The organism is Clostridiales bacterium (assembly GCA_015243575.1).
Lineage (GTDB): Bacteria > Bacillota > Clostridia > Peptostreptococcales > Anaerovoracaceae > Anoxybacterium > Anoxybacterium hadale.
In genome coordinates this window covers 2,373,401-2,389,156 of sequence record CP042469.1, presented here as the reverse complement: position 1 = coordinate 2,389,156, position 15,756 = coordinate 2,373,401, and the positions used below count along the sequence as shown (strand labels likewise).

The following is a 15,756-nucleotide window of genomic DNA, read 5'->3' as shown; positions in this document are numbered from 1 at the left end:
AAGCAATTTTTACAAAACTTGGTAGAATGACTTGGGGACAAGTGTTATAATAATTAAAAGCGGAGCGATTTGCCCGCAGATTCTAACTTAAATCGGAGGTGTATTCATGAAAAAAGTTGGTCGATTCATTATTGCCTGGTCACTGACACTGATTTTGGCGTTCGGTCTGCTGCCTGGAGGAATTACTGCCTTTGCAGCAGGAAACGAACCAGTCCCTGGTGATATTGTCATTCTCTACACCAATGACGTTCATTGTGGAGTGGATCAGAAAATTACCGACGAAGTTGTTACAAACATTGGCTACGCAGGTGTAGCAGCCTATAAGAAGGCCATGGAAGAGTTGGTTGGAGACAACTTTGTAACACTTGCGGATGCGGGGGATGCGGTTCAAGGGGATGCTATCGGGACTCTGTCTCAGGGCCAGTATCTCGTAGACATTATCAACAAGGTTGGCTACGATGTGTTTGTACCGGGAAATCATGAATTTGATTACGGGATGGATCGCATGCTGGAATTGATGAAAAACCTGAAAGCAAAGGTTGTTTCCAGCAACTTTACGGACCTGAAAGCGGGCAAGCTGGTCTATGATCCCTATACGATGATCAGCTACGGAGAAGGCGATAAAGCTGTAAAGGTCGCGTATGTGGGTATCACGACACCGGAATCCTTCACGAAATCCACCCCTGCATACTTCCAGGATGCAAGCGGCAAATTCATCTATGGATTCAAAGAAGGAGATAAAGGACAGGAATTGTATCGTGCCGTTCAGACTGCAGTGGACGCAGCAAAAACGGCTGGAGCGGACTACATTGTTGCCATCGGCCATCTGGGAATTGATTCACAGTCAAGCCCATGGTGCTCTACCGACGTGATTGCGAATACAACAGGAATCAATGTCTTCATAGACGGACATTCTCATAGCACTGTCCCAGGTGATGCGGTAAAGAATAAGTCCGGAGAAAACGTCCTTCTGACACAAACAGGAACCAAGCTGGCTTCCATCGGCCGTATGGTCATTAAAGCAGACGGCGAAATTACAACTGAGCTGATTAACGGTTATAAAGGTCAGGACAAGGAAACGGCAGACTTTATTGCAAACATCGAAAAAGATTTCTCGGATGATCTTGCGGCAAAGGTTGGAAAAACCGAGGTGGAATTGACCATCAATGATCCCAATACAGGAAAACGAATTGTTCGAAGCGCTGAGACCAATCTAGGGGATCTCGCTGCGGATGCATACCGGTTTGTACTTGGAAACGGCAAGTCAGGCGCGGACAGTGGACCTGCGGATATTGCCTTTGTAAACGGCGGCGGTGTACGGGCCAGCATTGATGCCGGCGATATCACTTTTGGTGAAGTCATTTCAGTACATCCATTCAATAATGTAGGCTGTGTCGTTGAAGCAACGGGACAGGAGATTCTGGATGCGCTGGAAATGGCCGCTCGCGTCACGCCTGATGAAAACGGAGGTTTTTTACAGGTTTCGGGCTTAACTTACACCATTGATACCAATGTAAAATCATCGGTTGTGGTAGATGATAAAAAGAATTTTGTTGAAATTTCCGGCGCTCGTCGTGTCAAGGACGTAAAGGTAGGGAACGAGACAATTGATGCAAAGAAAACCTATACGCTGGCTTCCCACAACTATATGCTGCTTGACGGTGGAGACGGAATCAATATGTTCCGGGATAATAAAATTGTGGTACAGCCTGTTTTGCTGGACAATCAGATATTGATCAGCTACATTCAGGATGAACTAAAGGGTACGGTAGGGAAAGAGTATTCTGATCCTTACGGACAGGGTCGTGTCAAGGTGGAAAAAGCAACCGCTGCTTTTGCTGATACAGCGAATCACTGGGCAGCCAAATCGGTTGGTTTTGTTGTAGAGAAGGGACTTTTCTCTGGAACAACTCAGGATACCTTCTCACCAAATGCTGCAATGACCAGAGGGATGCTGGTTACAGTGCTGTATCGGCTTGAAGGATCACCACAGGGTGCAACAAAGTCCTTCGCAGATGTCAAAGCAGATAAATACTACGCTAACGCTGTTGCATGGGCAGCAGAAAAAGGTGTTGTGACAGGCACCGGCGGAGGTTTCCTGCCGGAAAATAATATCAGCCGGGAACAGCTGGCAGCGATTTTATATCGGTACGCTGCACCTCAGCAGTCAACAGGAGATTTGACCAAGTATCCTGACAGTGGAGCGGTCTCAACTTGGGCAGCAGATGCGATGAAGTGGGCGGTAGGCAGTGGCTTGCTTTCTGGTGATACGAGCGGCAAGCTGAACCCTGCAGGAAATGCAACCCGTGCAGAAGTTGCCACTATTCTGGAGCGGTTCGTCAGCAGCAGAAATTAATGGGGGATTGTGAACTTAGCACTCCTCCTTTCAAGCATTAGGCTTAAAGGCATCGGTAGTTGATATCGATGCCTTTTTCACTTTAACAAGTGCAATGCATAAATTGCATAAGGAGAAAGTTGGGGTTACCCTTGCGGACCAGCCTGTCCTTGGATATAATTATTTCATTATGGTGTCTGTTTGGCAGCGTGTGCTATGAAAGCTCGGTTGAAAAGGAGAGTTTCCTTGTGGAAAAAGGCGGGATAAAAGAGAATATCTATTATAACTTTGAAAATGACCCCTATAACTACGTCATCAACACTTTCTGCAATCGGTGGAAATTCTGCATTATCCGCGGAATTGCCTTTGACGGAGCAACCAGATTCAATCGATTTACAAAACAGCTGCCCATCTCGGAAAAAGTGCTTACCACCACTCTGAGAGAATTGGTTTCAGACGGATTGATTCAGCGCAACGTCTATCCGGAAGTACCGGTGCGGGTGGAATATACTCTGACGGAAGCAGGTGAAAGCCTCATGCCGCTCCTTGATCTGATGTACCAATGGGGATGGAAGCGGATGAAAGAGCTTGATTTGGAAATTGACCCGCTGGGTGAGATGTGGCACGGATACAGAGAGAAAGATGAAGCACTGATGCGAAATCCATTTAAAAAATAGAATCAAAGAATTAATATGAGATACGATGAATAAAAGGCAGTAAAAATAGGGAGCTGAGTGCAGCAATGCACTTGGCTCTCTTTTTTTATTGACCTATTTAATGCCTCTCCTAACCGTACTGCCGGAAACTATCCTTTTGGTAAGCTGCCAGCAAGATTTACAGCTTACGAGGAAACGGTACGTAATTTACACCGGATCAGGCCAGGGATATACTCATATTACTAGAGCACTGATCAATACATTAAATGAAGGTGGCAGAGCTGCCGCAGAAGCAATGGCTATGCTGGCAATCATGGTTGGCTTTGCAGCCGTTGTACAATCAGCACCGGTTTTCCAGACCATTATTGATGGCGTGACGAACCTTCCAGTACCAGCACTTTTCATCGTGTTGATTTCAACGGGATTAATTGTTGCCATCACAGGGTCACCGCCGGCAGGACTTCAAATTATTCTGCCAATTTTGGCAGGGACGATGACAAATGTATCGCCGGAAGCTATGCATCGAGTTGCTTCAATGGCAACCCAAACGCTGGATTTGTTACCCTTTCAGGGAGCAATTATCATCATGCTTGGAATGGCGGGATTGTCCCACAAAGAGGGCTATAGCTCCGTGTTTCGGGCAGAAGTGGTTTGGGGCTGCATTGCAGCCATCGTGGTTACGGTCATGCTGACCTTTTTCCCTGCCTTGGGTTAACAATAACCCTCACGGTGGACGCAAGTCTGCTCTGAGGATCAACAGAACTTGAAATGGGCTGTGTTGCAGTGCCCTGCCGCTCAATCCATTTTGAACATTTCATTTACACAAAGGAGCATTTTCATTATGAATAACAATACGTATCCCCATGTGTTTTCCCCGTATTCCATCAAAGGAATCACCTTTAAAAATCGGGTTCTCGCATCACCGATTACCACCAACCGAATTGTAGATCACGGCTATCCCACACCGGAAGGAATCGACGTCTATGAAACCAAGGCTAGAGGTGGTTTTGCTCAGGTAACCCTTACCGAGTCTTTTATTGACGCAGAATATTCTGCCCGCCATGAACACGGCCTGAACGTTCATGAAAAGAATATGACAACGTACCATATGGAAAGCATCATGACCCTTACTGAGGCGATCAAAGCCCATGGAGCCGTTGCCTCGATACAATTGAATCACGTGGGTGCAGTCAATCATCCTGACAGTGTGATGGATCATAAAAATCCCATCGGTCCTTCTGCTTTCCTGCGGGAAGACGGCGTACAGGTCGATGAAATGTCGGTGGATATGATGGAACGCGTGGCTTCAAACTATGCAGAAGCCAGCTGGAACTGTAAGGCACTTGGATTTAACATGGTCATGCTGCATGGTGGCCACGGCTGGCTGCTTTCTCAGTTCCTCTCTCCGCTCATGAATCGTAGAAATGATGAATATGGCGGAACCATGGAAAACCGTGCGCGTTTTCCCATTATGGTCTGTAAAAAAATTCGTGAGCTTTGCGGAGATGACTTTCTCATTGAGTATCGCGTATCCGGATCTGAACGTATGGAAGGCGGAATGACACTGGAGGATTGCATCGAGTTTTGCAGGATCATTCAGGACTATGTAGACATGATCCACGTGACAAGCGGTGTCTATCATTCACATGTAGAGACCAAAGCGTTTTCCTCCATGTTTGACGAGCATGGCTGCAACCTCGATCTTGCTGCTGCTGTTAAGGCTGCAGTGCGCATTCCTGTTGTGGCAGTAGGAGGCTTTAATGACCCTGGGCAAATTGAAGAGGCTCTTGCTTCCGGAAAGTGTGACTTTGTAGCCTTAGGGCGTCAGCAGTTTGCTGATCCTGAGTTCTGCAATAAAGCGATGACAGGACGCGCAGATCAGATCGCACCCTGCCTCAGGTGTTCCTGTTTTAATCCACTGGCTGCGAATCCGGGGGAACGGCCTATTCCTGAACTCTGGCACTGTGCCGTCAATCCATGGGCATCCAGAGAACTGCGATGGAGGCAGGCACCGTTGCCGAAAGGAAGAAGAAGGGTACTTGTCATCGGAGGAGGCGTTTCCGGTATGTACGCAGCGCTGACTGCTGCCGAGCGAGGACATGAGGTGACCTTGTGTGAAAAAGAGGATCAACTTGGCGGGCAGCTTTGGTTTACCGATGTGGATTATCACAAAGAATCTTTGAAGCGGTACCGTGACTCGCTGGAAGCCCGCTGCCGATTCACAGGTGTCAACCTTCTTCTGGGTACAACGGTTACCACGGAATTCATCAGGAAGATGGAACCGGATGCAGTCATCTGTGCAGTGGGAGCAAAACCGTTCGTCCCATCCATCAAGAGAATCGAAAAAGCGGCTTACGCGGTGGATATCTATCGGAACCTGTCTTTGCTGGGGGCGAAGACTGTGCTCATTGGAGGCGGAGCCATTGGCTGTGAATCGGGGTATTTCTTTGCGGAGCAGTGTGGTACCCAGGTTCACATTCTGGAAATGAGAGATGATATCTGTAAGGATTCCAATGACTCTCAGCGAAGAGCGCTGATCCCTCGCATGAAAAAGGCGGGAATGACCTGGGATTGCAGTATCACTGTCAAAGAAATCACGGATCAGGGCGTCGTGTTTACGGATCAAGAAGGCAGAGAGCAGCTTGCTGAGGCAGATACTGTTATTTACGCCTGCGGCAGCCGCGCCAATGATGACATTGTGAATTCTCTGAAAGGAAGTACTTCCTGGTTTATCGTTACGGGAGATGCAAAAAAAGCGCGCACGGTCAAGCAGGCGACCTATGAGGGTTTCTGTGCTGCGATGGACATCCTTTAAGCTAGGACGATCTCGTTGCTGTTAAGGACCTGCTTGAAGGGTTCAGTGCGGCTACGAAAATTTGTAAGGGAAATATTCTGATACAGAATTAAAATAGGGAGGCGTCTCTTTGCTGAGGCATCTCCCTGTTTTTTCGTAATATGGTTTGGAACTGTTATCTCTGCAGATTAAAGTGCCTGAATGAATTGTTGGCCATATTCGCTGCAGGCCGACAATGCAGCTTCATCGGGAATCCATAGAGCACGATGGCCTTCATTTACGATGGCAAAGCCTGACTCTGACAGTGCTGTTGTCAGCTGAGCCACTGCTTCACCACTCCAGCCATAGCTGCCAAACGCAGCAGCTTTTTTATTCTTAAACTTCAACCCCTTTATCATTTCCAGCAGGCCTCCAATGGAAAAGAGATAGCCGTTGTTGATTGTTGAGGAGCCGATGAGAACCGCTTTTGACCGGAAGATCTCAGTGATGATGTCGTTCTTGTCCTCTTTCGCAGCATTCATCAGCTTTACCGTCACCGAGGGATCTGCCTGTAAAATACCTGCAGCGATGGCTTCTGCCATTTTCCGGGTCGAGTTCCACATGGTATCATAGACCAAAACGATCTGATTTTCCTGATAATTGTTGGCCCATTTGACGTAGTTATGAACAATCTGTAGCGGATCATCCCGCCAGATGACACCATGGCTCGGGCAAATCATGTTCACCGGTAGATTCAGCGCCAGCACTTCATTAATTTTTTTCGTAACAAGGGTACTAAAGGGTGTGAGAATATTAGCATAATATTTTAGTGCCTCTGACAGTAGTTCTGCCTGATCCACAGTATTGTTATAAAGTGATTCCGATGCGAAGTGCTGCCCGAAAGCATCGTTGCTGAACAGAATCTCATCACCAGTCAGATAAGTAAACATGGAATCTGGCCAATGGAGCATTTTGGCTTCTACGAAGATCAGCTTGCTGTCACCCAGATCAAGACTGTCTCCGGTTTTCACAGTTACATAGTTCCAATCCTTATGATAATGACCTCTGAGAATCTTTTCCCCGTTGGCCGTGCAGTAGATGGGCGTTTCCGGTATCTCTCTCATCAATTCAGCCAGCGCACCACTGTGATCAATTTCACTATGATTGCAGATAATGTAATCAATCTGTTTTAAATCGATCTCCTGCTTCAGACCTTGCACAAATTCTGCATCGAAGGACTTCCAAACGGTATCAATCAATGCGGTTTTCTTGTCCCTTACAAGGTACGAATTATACGAAGAACCCCTGTGGGTGGAATATTCGTCACCGTGAAATCGCGTAAGCTCCCAATCTGTCTTTCCGACCCAGCTTACCTTTTCGGTTAGTTTTTTACTCATAATATGCCTCCTGCTATCTTACATATAGAAAAATGCTTTATAATCTTACTATATAGTAATTTTACCAGTTTTCTGGATTTCAAACAGGAGTAAGAATTCTTTCGACTTACGAAAAAATATTGCAACAGTGATGACAAGAGAATAAAATAGCTTATAAATAAATGAACCTATAAATATTAGTAAGGAATAAGGGGGGATCGTATTGAAAGAGAAAATCAGGGAATTGGTATTGTCCCATGGAGCAGATCTATGTTGTTTTGCAAATATTGATCGATTTGATAAGGCACCTAAGGGCTTTCACCCACGAGACATTTTCTCAGAATGCCTTTCTGTGATATCATTTGCTGTTGGATTGCCGAAGGGACTTGGGAAGGTGGAACCACGGCTGGTGTACGGATACTATAATGAAATGAGCTGTCCTGAGACGGATCTAATTGCATTTTTATCAGCAAAGAAGATTGAGCAGGAATTTTCCTGCATTGCGGTTCCTATTCCCTGCAATACACCCTATGAATATTGGGACCGTGATAACATGGAGGGGAGAGGGCTTCTTTCCATGAAGCATATCGGGATAAAAGCAGGATTAGGTTCTTTAGGGAAAAATACTTTGCTGATGAATGAGAAGCTGGGCAATCTGCTCACTTTGGGTGCAATTCTGACGAATCTGGACTTGTTGTCCGACCCCATCCCAAAGAGCTGCTGCGCACCGGAGTGCCGCCTTTGCATTGAGGCATGTCCTGTGGATGCGATTCATAGTGGCAGCATTGATCAAAAGCTTTGCAGGGTGAATACATACGGAAAGACGGAACGAGGGTTTGATACCGTGGATTGCAATCGGTGCAGAACCGTCTGCCCGATCAATGAAAGTGCGATAAGGTAATGTTATTACCTTATCTGGTGGAGTGCTGAAAGAAAAAATTTAAGAAAATTGTTATATTACCTTTATTTAGTAATATGTTATAATAGTTCCAAATGATAGTGTCCGCACTGTTAGAAACAGAAACGGCGTTCAGACCTTCAATATCGGGGCCAATGACGTCGCTATAACGGGAATATCGAAAAGAGGGGTTATTATGACGGTCAAGCATTTCATAAAATTCTTTTTGTTGATATCCGCACCGGTTTTATTTTCTTTTCTAGGTCAAGCTTATGTAACAGATGAGATATGGGTCAGCTGGCATATCAACGAACTGCCGATGTTCGAACACATACCAATATCGATCGTAAAGGATTATCTGACTTTGGTTGGAATTGCACTGACAATGCTTCCGCTGGGCATACTATATATTTTGAACAATATAAAAAATGACAGGCATGTTGAGAGCAAACAGGTTCTAATTTCATATATTAGAGATATATTGATCAATGCAGTGGAAGCCAAAATACATGTAGATAAATCTGAGCTCAATATCAGAATTTTCGTTCCGAAAAATAAATATTTGTACTGGCTTGCAATCCTTTTGTCAAAAATAAACGTAGAGATTGGAATAAAATTTACCTTAAAGAATATTCATGGATATAATGGAAGTATCCGAAATGGATTGGAGCTTTCCGTTTACCCGGCGGAACAGGGTTTGGTGGGATTATGCTTTGCAAGAAAGGAAATGGTATACGGTGACAGGCTCAAAACTCAACTAAATGATTATAATTTCGACGAATATCAAAAACAAGTGCTCAGTTTAGTTGATTTTGGCATCTGTATCCCGATCATAGATAAATCGAACCATATCACAGCAATCCTTACACTGGACAGCTGTGAACCTATCGTTTTGAACGATGAAACCAATAAATATGAATTGTTTTGTATTCTAAATGGATTTATAATGAGTATGGGTCATGAAATAGTGTACTTATTCGATTGAGAAAGAGGAGCTTAAGAATGAAATCTATTTTCAAAAAAAGATCGGTTGAAATTAAATTTGTAAAGCCGTATCAATTTTACCTGGAAGATATGACCGACTCGCTGATCAAGACAATCTGCCAGAATAAACCCATCAAGGTGTTTAATGCGACAACCAGGAAAGAAGAACTTTATTACCCGGAAACCTGCAAACTGGAAAACCTCAGTTCTGAAAAACTGCTGAATAAAGGTGTCCCGGAGACATTATAAAGGCCTGCTGATTCAAAAGCAGGCTTTTTTAATGTTTTATTCACAACAACCCAGCGTAGTTAAGTCAGACAAAAGTCAACCTCCTTGGTCAATTGTCATACTATAATATGCAAATGCTTGAAGGAGGCAATTAAAATGTTAAGCTATCTTTTCGGGGTGATCCGCTTCCATGGACTGAAGCTGTTATTTAAGTTCAGGAGGTTTATGCTGAGCCGAAGGCCTAAGGCAGTGGATTCCGTATCCTCAGAGAGACGGAATGTGGTTTCAGCACTTGATATGAATCATCATAAGGAACACCCCGTAAAATATAAAACGCTTGATCCGGCTTCGATACCCAAATTTGTCAATCAGCTTGTGAAGCCTCCGGTATATAAGCCGTTTATCGTTTACAATAAGGTAAAAAACAACGGTCAGTTCTGTATGGAAGAACAACACCTTTATTTCGTAGATCTCTGCGAGTTTGAGGAGCAAATACTGCCGGAAGGAATGCCCATGACAAAGGTCTGGGGGTATGGGGGCGTTGTCATTGATCAGGAAAGCGGAAAACAGGTCTATGTACAAAGCTCTCCCGGTCCGACTTTCCAAACAATCAGGGGGATTGCTGTTTTGATCAAATGGCAAAGCCAGCTGGTGGGAGCGCATCCCTTCGCAGTAGATCCTACCCTGCACTGGGCGAATCCCAATGATATGCCGATGGATCCGCCCAAGCCATGGCCTCCGTTTCCGCCTGGATTCGGAGAGGCACAGGCTCCGATTCCTGTGGTAACACATCTGCACGGAGGTGAGGTGTCCTCTCTTTATGATGGCCATCCTGATGCATGGTTTACTGCCGGAGGAAAAAAGGGTCCGGCTTATGTTTCAACACTCTATTATTATCCCAATCGGCAGGAGCCAACGACTCTATGGTATCATGACCATGCTCTCGGAATTACCAGACTCAACGTGTACGCAGGCCTTTCGGGTTTTTACCTGATTCGGGAAGGAGATACTTGCTTCCGGGCAAAATTCAACCTTCCAGAGGGGCCGTATGATATCCCAATCGCAATTCAGGATCGGTCCTTCAATGAAGATGGCTCGCTGTTCTTCCCCACAGAGGGAGATAACCCGGAAATTCATCCTTATTGGGTGCCGGAGTTTTTTGGAGATACCATTATGGTCAACGGTAAGGTGTGGCCGAATCTTAATGTTGAGAGAAGGCAGTATCGCTTCCGGGTACTAAATGGTTCCAATGCTCGGTTCTACCACTTGAGACTGTCCAACGGTATGAATTTTGTTCAAATAGGAACAGACGGCGGCTACCTGAATGTTCCGGTGGAATTGAATTCTCTGTTGCTTGCACCGGCTGAACGAGCTGATCTCTTAATCGATTTTTCAGATGTTCGTCCGGGAACGCGTATTGTCATGATGAATGATGCCAATGCACCTTTTCCTGATGGTGATGAACCGGATCCGGATACAGTAGGGCAGATCATGCAGTTTACTGTGCCGGATGATTCACCTCCTCCGGTGAGGCCGCCTAGGCTTCCTGACCGGCTGAATCACATTCAGCGGCTTAGACAGGACTCTCCTCATAGAACGTTGACCTTGAACGAGGTGCTAGGACCAAATGGGCCGGTAATCATTCTTTTGAACGGGCAAAAATGGTCAGCTCCGTTATCGGAACGGTCTGCAGTTGGTTCTACAGAGGAATGGGTCATTGCAAACCTAACCATGGATACCCATCCCATCCATCTGCATCTGGTTCAGTTCCAGATTCTGAACCGGCAGGATTTCAATATGGAGGAATATCAGATTAGGTGGGAAGAACTCAATGGGATTCCCCCTCTTGACCATCCTACGATAGTGCTTCCGGTCCAGCCTTATCTGACGGGACCTCCGCTTCCTCCAGACCCGAATGAAAGGGGATGGAAGGATACCGTACGGATGAATCCCAATCAGGTGACGCGCATCCTCGTGAGGTTTGCACCGCAGGATGTTCCGGTAGGGGCTGTGTCCCCGGGAGAGAATCTTTATCCTTTTGATCCCTCTGTGGGTCCCGGATACGTTTGGCATTGTCATATAATTGACCACGAGGACAATGAGATGATGAGGCCTTACGAGGTAATTTCGTAAAAGCAGCAATATAAAGAGGCGGACTCTCTCGCTTAAGATCAAACAAGGGAGTCTGCCTTTTTTCTTTAGACCAAAATCCGTTCAACATAAAAATCTGTAACTTACTCTATCTAGAAATGATCAAGTTTACCACTCTGCCTGAACCACATCATATCGATGGGTGTCGGAAAAATCATCATTGTCGAAGTAGTTGTAACCTGAATTTCCAAAGGTTGGATCTACATTAATCCACTTTTCAGCTGCAGTATCGTAAATCTGATTCCAGACGTGCTCACCCCACTCAGTGCCACTGTAGCCAAGTCCTGAAACGAGCCGGACTTTTATATCAACGGCTCTGCACATGGAAACATAGAGGCACGAGTAGTCAAAACAGACTCCGGTTCGCTCCTGGTATGTGATAATGGAGCCGGAATTTACCTTGGAAGGATTTTTTAGAACGATGACTGCCTTCGCTTGATCATATTTGATATTTTTCCGTACCCAGTGGTAAAGGAGCTCTGCTTTCTTTCTGTCATCTGTTTCATTCCCTACGATTCTTTGGGCTGTTTCGTCGATGGCAGTATTGGAAAGAACTGCTTCGTCTATGGTCATCCCGTTAAAATATTTGATTGCCGGAAGCTTCCAGTAGTTAGGGTCTCCTGTGCTGTCAGAATTTGCGGGCGTGTAATCCTCAGCAGCTTTCTTAAAGGCTTCACTTACCAGTGTGGGAACACTTTTGACCAGCTCGGCATTTAGAATCGGCTGCAGCATGGTCTTTTGAACCGTTTGATATGCTTTTGAGGCATTGATATATTCTCCGGCATCGGGATTGTTGATAAAATTGGTATAAAAATTAAGCAAAATTGCAAGAACGAAGATCATGAAAGCAGATCTGGGCAGCTGCCACAAACCTCCAAAAATGCGCCTGGTGATTGGACGCTTTGCTTCCAGCAGGGTAGAAAGCCTGAGAGACAGCGGAATCAGTACATGGCGCGTAATGGGTATCGCGAGGAGTTCCAGTAAGAAAAACAGCACTGACATCAAAATAAAGAATGTGATCACGTATGCAACAATGTCGTGCTGATATCGGGCAACAAATTCTGCCGCTGGAGGCATGGACTGATCCAAAAATGTAAGGAATCCATTTTTCGTACTCGAAAAGATGATCCCAATGAAATAGAACGCAAGAAGTGTGCCAAGCACAAACTTCATGCTGTTGAATATTGCCATGATGGAATTGATCACGCGATTTTTTGAAATTGGATTCAAAATTCCTGTGATTATCGGCATGAAGAAAATGCTGATCATCAAAAGCGTTATTAAATTAAAGCCGTTGGTTGAATTCATATTCTCACTTTTCTCCGTTGTATCGACTGAGGCATATTAAGCCCTCTTTAAATTTGTCCTTCAATTGATTAAAATAACCGTTTATTGCTTCGATATACTGTATTATTATACCATGAAAAGAACTTAAAAAACCCAGACAGAATTTGGTATGCACTCGCTTGGTTCTGAGCGGTATTTTTGAAATCGTTGTATCGAAACAGCGTCTGTGAATCGTTAAATAAATTTCATACAAAATAATACAGCACTTATGGTATAATAAATTCAAATTAACTTCAGGGGTAGGATTGATACAGGGGTGGAGGATAACATGAAAAATGACAATTATGACTATATAGATTTAGGAGAGGAAATCAGCAAAACCGTAAAAAAGGTTTTGAACCAGCAGGATTTCTATGATTTAAAGTATACAATCAACAAAACCATGCGAAATATTCCCGGCATGGGAGGAGGGCCGTTCTATAATGGGCCCTTTGGCGGAGATTTTCCGCCCCTTTCAAAGGATGTTCCCGCAGAGGAGCGCCAGTCTTATGAAGCGCCCAATGCTTCCGGAAGTGCGAGCAGGTCATATGGAGCTTCCAGGGACGCGGGGAGTGCGAGAAGGGACCATCCATATCAGCAGCAGCGATCTCAAAAAAGACATGCCAGGCAGGAATGGAGACAGTCTTCTCATCAACCAAATGATCAGGCAAACCGCCATCCAAATAATCAGCCCAACCATTATCAATATAAAGTCCATAGGAAGCATCGGGGGGCAAGCTCTGTTCCCAGCACATTGATGATTGTTTTCGGTTCTATTGGAACAGCGTTTACAGGACTGCTGATCCCTGTCGTTGCAGCCGCTGGAGCTTATATGGGCGGTGCACAATTGGCAGAAATCTCCAGTGCTGCTCTGTGTGTGCCATTGATTGGCTTCCTTGGCCTAATCTTCGGGGGCATAAGCCGAAAGAAACGCTTTAAGAGGCTTCGCCTCTACCAGAATGTTTTGAATGGCCGTACCTACTGCACCATAAGAGAATTGTCTGCAGCCAGCGGGCTGAAACCTGAATTTCTGGTTAAGGATATTCGTAAGATGATACGCGGCGGATTGTTTTCCGAGGGCTATATGGATCAGCAGGAAACGTGTCTCATGACAGATTACAAGACATATGAGCAATATCTGAAAACGATGAAATACGCAGAACAACAGCGTGAAGAGGAAAAAAGAGAGAACGAGAGGTGGGCAAACCACCAGGGCGGCAGTGAACTGAGACAGACCATCGAAGAGGGAAAAGACTATATTAGAACCATCAAAGCCGCCAACGATGCGCTGCCAGAAGTAGAAATCTCCGACAAACTGGATCAGCTGGAGCTGGTTACGACAAAGATATTCGACTATGTAGAGCAGCATCCGGAAAAACTGCCGGAAATTCGGAAGTTTATGTGCTATTACATGCCCATAACGCTAAAGCTGGTCAATGCGTATCAAAAGTTTGACCGCCATGGTGCAAATGCATCTGAGATTGAAGCTACCAAGCTGGAAATCAAAGGAACTATTGATACCATCAACAAAGCTTATGAGAATCTACTGCGCAAACTAATGAAGGCTGATATTCTTGATGTCAGCTCTGATATTTCCGCACTGGAAACGATCCTGGCGCAGGAAGGGCTGACAGGAGATCCTTTTCATACGAAAATGAACTGATGAAAATCATTTTACTTAGGGAAACGCTGATTCATTCCGCTTCCTTAGATTGAACGAACGTAAGAAAAATATTGATTCACATTGAGACTAACCGAAGGTTGATAGACTGGGGTTGGCTCTGTAAAGGAGGAAATAGAACTATGAGCGATGAGATGAAAGATACGATGCCCACTCTGACTTTAGATCCTTTCGGTGAGAACGGAATTCAGCCGCCGTCAGCTGTTCCGGCAGCCTTCGAGGATAAGCAGGTCCAGACAGTGGAAGAACCTGCACTGACACCCGAAGAACAGAAAATAGTAGATGACTTTGCCTCGAAAATCGAGCTTTCCAATTCCAACATCATCATACAGTATGGTTCCGGTGCGCAAAAGAAAATTGCAGAATTCTCAGAATCTGCGCTGAATAATGTGAGAACCAAGGATCTTGGTGAAGTGGGAGAACTGCTGACCAACGTCGTAACAGAGCTAAAGAATTTTGATGGAGAAGAAGAGGAAAAGGGCTTTCTCGGAATCTTTAAAAGGACTTCCAGGAAGCTGTCAAATCTAAAAACCAAGTACGACAAAGCAGAGGTTAATGTAACAAAGATATGTTCGATTTTAGAAAATCATCAGATACAGCTGCTGAAAGACATTGCACTTCTTGACAAGATGTATGACATGAACAAGGTCTATTTCAAAGAGCTTTCCATGTACATCCTGGCAGGAAAGAAAAAGCTAAATGAGGTATTGAACGCAGAACTTCCAAAACTGAAGTCGAAGGCGCAGACCAGCGGCCTTCCTGAAGATGCACAGGCAGCAAACGATTTGGCGGCCCTTTGCAACCGTTTTGAAAAGAAGCTTCATGATCTGGAGCTTACGAGAATGATTTCGATTCAGATGGCACCGCAAATTCGCCTCGTTCAAAATAATGACACGTTGATGTCGGACAAGATTCAGTCCACTCTGGTCAATACCATTCCACTGTGGAAGAGCCAAATGGTCCTTGCTCTTGGAATTGCCAATTCCCAGAGTGCAGCTGAGTCACAACGTCAGGTGACGGACATGACCAATGAGCTCCTTCGAAAAAATGCGGCTACGTTGAAAATGGCTACCATTGAAACGGCAAAGGAGTCGGAGCGGGGAATCGTGGATATTGAAACCCTTGTTAATACGAATCAAAGCCTGATTTCCACCCTGGAAGAAGTCTCCAAGATTCAGGAAGAGGGGCGCCAGAAAAGGGCTCTGGCAGAAACCGAACTAAAACGCATTGAAGGGGAGCTGAAGCAAAAGCTTCTGGAGATGAGAAACTGATCAAATGAGCAGATTTAAGATTTGCGATGGAAGACTGGTCAGAGCATGAAATAAAATAAGTTAAGTAAGGACAAGGC

The 15,756-nt window shown here is 45.1% G+C and carries 12 protein-coding genes; 10 read left to right on the top strand and 2 right to left on the bottom strand.

Annotated features, from left to right (window positions below; genetic code table 11):
• Positions 1–106: 106 nt before the first annotated feature.
• From FRZ06_10515 to FRZ06_10500, 4 genes are all read left to right on the top strand, one after another.
• Positions 107–2,356, top strand: coding sequence for a bifunctional metallophosphatase/5'-nucleotidase (locus tag FRZ06_10515; GenBank protein QOX63747.1), 2,250 nt, complete (start codon positions 107–109; stop codon positions 2,354–2,356).
• Positions 2,357–2,445: 89 nt separating this feature from the next.
• Entirely contained in the window at positions 2,446–3,012 is a 567-nt protein-coding gene (locus FRZ06_10510; GenBank protein ID QOX63746.1) for a winged helix-turn-helix transcriptional regulator, read from the top strand.
• 136 nt (positions 3,013–3,148) lie between these two features.
• Positions 3,149–3,706 carry a hypothetical protein gene (locus tag FRZ06_10505; protein ID QOX63745.1) on the top strand — a complete coding sequence of 186 codons (558 nt, stop codon included), beginning with the start codon at positions 3,149–3,151 and terminating at the stop codon, positions 3,704–3,706.
• Positions 3,707–3,832: 126 nt separating this feature from the next.
• Positions 3,833–5,806: an FAD-dependent oxidoreductase gene (locus FRZ06_10500; protein ID QOX63744.1), complete on the top strand. Its 1,974-nt coding sequence runs from the start codon at positions 3,833–3,835 to the stop codon at positions 5,804–5,806.
• A 167-nt stretch (positions 5,807–5,973) separates the two neighbouring features.
• On the opposite strand, the gene FRZ06_10495 is transcribed toward FRZ06_10500, so the two are convergent.
• Positions 5,974–7,161 (bottom strand): anaerobic nitric oxide reductase flavorubredoxin, encoded by a 1,188-nt coding sequence (locus tag FRZ06_10495; protein ID QOX63743.1) that lies wholly within the window; start codon positions 7,159–7,161, stop codon positions 5,974–5,976.
• Positions 7,162–7,363: 202 nt separating this feature from the next.
• Between FRZ06_10495 and FRZ06_10490 the strand changes: the two genes are divergently transcribed.
• The 4 genes from FRZ06_10490 (at position 7,364) to FRZ06_10475 (ending at position 11,383) form a co-directional block, all read left to right on the top strand.
• Positions 7,364–8,041 (top strand): epoxyqueuosine reductase, encoded by a 678-nt coding sequence (locus FRZ06_10490; protein ID QOX63742.1) that lies wholly within the window; start codon positions 7,364–7,366, stop codon positions 8,039–8,041.
• A 193-nt stretch (positions 8,042–8,234) separates the two neighbouring features.
• Entirely contained in the window at positions 8,235–9,023 is a 789-nt protein-coding gene (locus FRZ06_10485) for a hypothetical protein (protein ID QOX63741.1), read from the top strand.
• A gap of 17 nt (positions 9,024–9,040) precedes the next feature.
• Entirely contained in the window at positions 9,041–9,271 is a 231-nt protein-coding gene (locus FRZ06_10480; protein ID QOX63740.1) for a hypothetical protein, read from the top strand.
• 276 nt (positions 9,272–9,547) lie between these two features.
• On the top strand, positions 9,548–11,383 hold the full coding sequence (locus FRZ06_10475) for a copper oxidase (GenBank protein QOX65906.1): 1,836 nt from the start codon (positions 9,548–9,550) through the stop codon (positions 11,381–11,383).
• Between the two features lie 126 nt (positions 11,384–11,509).
• On the opposite strand, the gene FRZ06_10470 is transcribed toward FRZ06_10475, so the two are convergent.
• Complete coding sequence (locus FRZ06_10470; GenBank protein QOX63739.1) at positions 11,510–12,709, bottom strand: transglutaminase domain-containing protein; 1,200 nt, start codon at positions 12,707–12,709, stop codon at positions 11,510–11,512.
• A 307-nt stretch (positions 12,710–13,016) separates the two neighbouring features.
• Here FRZ06_10470 and FRZ06_10465 point away from each other — a divergent pair, with 307 nt between their 5' ends.
• Positions 13,017–14,390 carry a hypothetical protein gene (locus FRZ06_10465; GenBank protein ID QOX63738.1) on the top strand — a complete coding sequence of 458 codons (1,374 nt, stop codon included), beginning with the start codon at positions 13,017–13,019 and terminating at the stop codon, positions 14,388–14,390.
• A 140-nt stretch (positions 14,391–14,530) separates the two neighbouring features.
• The gene (locus tag FRZ06_10460; GenBank protein ID QOX63737.1) at positions 14,531–15,679 is read left to right on the top strand and encodes a toxic anion resistance protein; all 1,149 of its coding nucleotides are present in this window, start codon (positions 14,531–14,533) and stop codon (positions 15,677–15,679) included.
• Positions 15,680–15,756: the final 77 nt, after the last annotated feature.

Excerpts from the sequence above, each read along its gene's own strand:
- FRZ06_10515 (QOX63747.1), top strand. The coding sequence starts at position 107 with ATGAAAAAAGTTGGTCGATTCATTATTGCCTGGTCACTGACACTGATT.
- FRZ06_10485 (QOX63741.1), top strand. The coding sequence starts at position 8,235 with ATGACGGTCAAGCATTTCATAAAATTCTTTTTGTTGATATCCGCACCG.
- FRZ06_10470 (QOX63739.1), bottom strand. The coding sequence starts at position 12,709 with ATGAATTCAACCAACGGCTTTAATTTAATAACGCTTTTGATGATCAGC.
- FRZ06_10480 (QOX63740.1), top strand. The coding sequence starts at position 9,041 with ATGAAATCTATTTTCAAAAAAAGATCGGTTGAAATTAAATTTGTAAAG.
- FRZ06_10495 (QOX63743.1), bottom strand. The coding sequence starts at position 7,161 with ATGAGTAAAAAACTAACCGAAAAGGTAAGCTGGGTCGGAAAGACAGAT.
- FRZ06_10500 (QOX63744.1), top strand. The coding sequence starts at position 3,833 with ATGAATAACAATACGTATCCCCATGTGTTTTCCCCGTATTCCATCAAA.
- FRZ06_10475 (QOX65906.1), top strand. The coding sequence starts at position 9,548 with ATGAATCATCATAAGGAACACCCCGTAAAATATAAAACGCTTGATCCG.
- FRZ06_10465 (QOX63738.1), top strand. The coding sequence starts at position 13,017 with ATGAAAAATGACAATTATGACTATATAGATTTAGGAGAGGAAATCAGC.
- FRZ06_10460 (QOX63737.1), top strand. The coding sequence starts at position 14,531 with ATGAGCGATGAGATGAAAGATACGATGCCCACTCTGACTTTAGATCCT.